At 41.1% G+C, this 3,268-nt stretch carries 1 protein-coding gene; it reads right to left on the bottom strand.

What is annotated here, in order from left to right; all coding sequences use genetic code 11:
• Positions 1-91: 91 nt before the first annotated feature.
• A partial coding sequence (locus tag AC29Z1_RS07005) for a PolC-type DNA polymerase III (protein WP_488270744.1) occupies positions 92-3,268 on the bottom strand: 3,177 nt, incomplete at its 5' end.

The following is a 3,268-nucleotide window of genomic DNA, read 5'->3' as shown; positions in this document are numbered from 1 at the left end:
TACCCACTCTTAAAAAGTAAAATACTTTTATACTGCAAATATTATACCATTAAAATGGTAATCTTACAACCAACTTAGTCAATTAAAATTATCAAGCAAACAACTTAATTTGGTCTGTTTCATCAAGCCCTACCAAGCAGCCATGCTTTCTTAAAATATCAATAACCGTCTTAGATACCCGGCTGCGAGTCCTCAAATCCTCAATCGACGAAAAAGGCTTTTCCTGCCTAGCAGCTACGATGTTTTGTGCAGCAGAAGCCCCTACACCTTGTAAGGCTCCTAGCGGTGGCAAAAGACTATTATCAACAATTTGAAATTTGGTCGCATCTGATTTATACAAGTCAACAGGCTTAAAGGTAAACCCTCGCAAATACATCTCATAGGCCATCTCCAAGATGGTATGAGTGCTTTTCTCTTTAGCTGTAATAGCATTTCCTTTTTCCTCTAGCGCAGTAAGCTCAGCCTTTACGGCGTTTATACCTTTAACCACTAAATCGGCATCAAACTCAGTGGCTCTAACAGTAAAATAGGATGCATAAAAGGCCAAGGGATAATGTATTTTACAATAAGCAATACGAAATGCCATCATGACATAGGCAACAGCATGAGCTTTAGGAAACATATATTTAATTTTTTGGCAAGATTCGATATACCATTCAGGTACATTCTTTTCTCGCATTTTCTCGACATCTTCGGGTTTTACTCCTTTTCCCTTGCGCACGCTTTCCATAATTTTAAAAGCCACTTGGGGCTCAACACCTTTATGGATAAGGTAAACCATAATATCATCCCTTGCAGAAATGGCTTCTGACAACTTTGCCGTTCCACTTCGGATAAGATCTTGGGCATTATTTAGCCATACATCAGTACCGTGGGAAAAACCGCTTATTCGTACCAACTCACTAAATGTCTTAGGCTTAGTATCTTCAAGCATTTGACGAACAAATTTCGTCCCAAATTCCGGTATGCCAAAAGTAGCAACACTGCTGTTAAGTTCTTCTGGTGAAACCCCGATAGCTTCGGTTGATGAAAACAAACTCATCGTCGCCTGATCATCAAAAGGGATGGTTTTAGCATCAATGCCAGTCAAGTCTTCCAACATCTTAATTACGGTAGGATCGTCATGACCTAAAATATCAAGTTTTACTAATCGACTACTAATGGAATGATAATCAAAATGGGTCGTAATAGTAGATGAGTTTTTATCATCAGCAGGATATTGAATTGGCGTAAAATGATGCACATCCATATCCCGGGGCACAACCATGATTCCGCCCGGATGCTGTCCGGTAGTCCGCTTAACTCCGGTACAGCCACTAAGCAAATGATTTATATGAGCGTTACGAGCGACCTGGCCTTTCTCACTTAAATAGTTTTTTACAAAACCATAGGCTGTTTTTTCTGCGATGGTAGCAATAGTACCTGCCCGGAATACATTATCACGACCAAACAATTCTTCTGTATACTTATGTGCTACTGGCTGATAATCACCGGAAAAGTTAAGATCAATATCTGGAACTTTATCGCCATGAAATCCCATAAATACTGCAAACGGAATATCATGTCCGTCTTTCGCTAGCTTGGTTTGGCAGTGTGGACATGTTTTATCCGGCAAATCAAAGCCACCGCCATAGCTTCCGTCGGTTATAAATTCACTATATTTACAACGTGGACAACGATAATGTGGCGGCAAAGGATTTACTTCGGTAATTCCTGTCATAGTAGCTACAAAAGATGATCCTACGGAACCCCTGGAGCCGACAAGATAACCATCATCCATCGATTTTTTCACAAGCTTATGGGCAATATAATACAATACCGCAAACCCATTATTGATGATCGAATTAAGCTCATATTCTAGGCGCTTAGCTACTATTTCGGGAAGCGGTGTCCCATAAAGCGATTCAGCTCTTTGATAAGACATATACTTGATTTCTTCTTCTGCACCAGGAATTTTCGGTGCATATAATTCTTCGGGAATCGGTTTGATGGCTTCAATGAGCTCATTAATCTTACGCGGAGCCTCAACAACCACCTCATAAGCTTTCTCGGGTCCGAGGTAGCTAAACTCTGCCAACATTTCGTCTGTTGTCCGGAAAAAAAGCGGCGGCTGCCTATCAGCATCATCATACCCCTGTCCAGCCATAAGAATACGACGATATACTTCATCTTCCGGATTTAAAAAATGCACATCACAAGTAGCAACCACTAATTTCCCCAGTTTTGCGCCAATTTCACATACCTTTCTATTAATATCGCGCAATCCCTCTTCGTCGGCAATTTTACCTTTTCGCAATAAAAATTCATTATTACCTGTTGGCTGAATCTCTAGATAATCGTAATATTGAGCAATCTTAAGCAAATCCTCTTGGCTGGCCCCTTGAATGATAGCATGAATTAACTCACCAGCCTCACATGCTGAACCTAATAACAATCCTTCTCGATGTTCGTCAAGTATAGCCCGAGGAATACGTGGAGTACGGTGCAAATACTGCAAATGAGATATCGATACCAGTCGATATAAATTACGAAGGCCAATATTGTTTTTTGCTAAAATGATAATATGTCTGGCCTGATTAATGTCCTCATCAAAGAGATAACCTTCCATTCCGTAAATGACTTTAATACCGGCACTACTAGCCTCTTCATATGCCTCAGGAAAAGCTTGTACCACGCCATGGTCAGTAATAGCAATTGCCGGATGCCCCCATTTTGCCGCAGTTTTTATTAAATTTTTGGCAGAAACAACAGCATCCAAAGCGCTCATGCGAGTATGAGCATGCAGTTCAACCCGGCGAACAGCCGCATTATCCTGGCGTTCGGCAGCTTCTTCAGCCCGGCACATACTATCTGCAAACAAAATCAGTTCATTAGCAAATTTATCATACTGTACAGTGCCCTTAACGGTCACTTGCATACCTTTCTTAATAGCTCCGGCAGTCTTATCAAATTGCTCCTTATTATCAAAAAAGACTTTACCACTAATACCGTCAGTAGAATCAACAAGATCAAAGGTCAATAAAAACCGCCCTGATTTTAACTCTTTCGTTTCATAATTAAGGATTTTTCCAGTAAGTATTACGTTGCGTGCTTCTTCCTGAACTGCTTTTATAGGTTGCGCAGCATCTGCAGCGCCGCGAATGTTGCGGCCAAATATAATCGGACTATCGCTAGCCTTAGGTTTATCCTGCGGCGTTGCTGCTTCAGTAAGCGCTTCCCGATACTCTGGGGTGAATAGCGCATCATCGCACTCAACATCAACATTTTC

The sequence above is a fragment of the Sporomusa sp. genome, from assembly GCF_057736855.1.
Note: the sequence above shows the minus strand (reverse complement) of the source record. Positions and strands in the feature narration are given on the sequence as shown.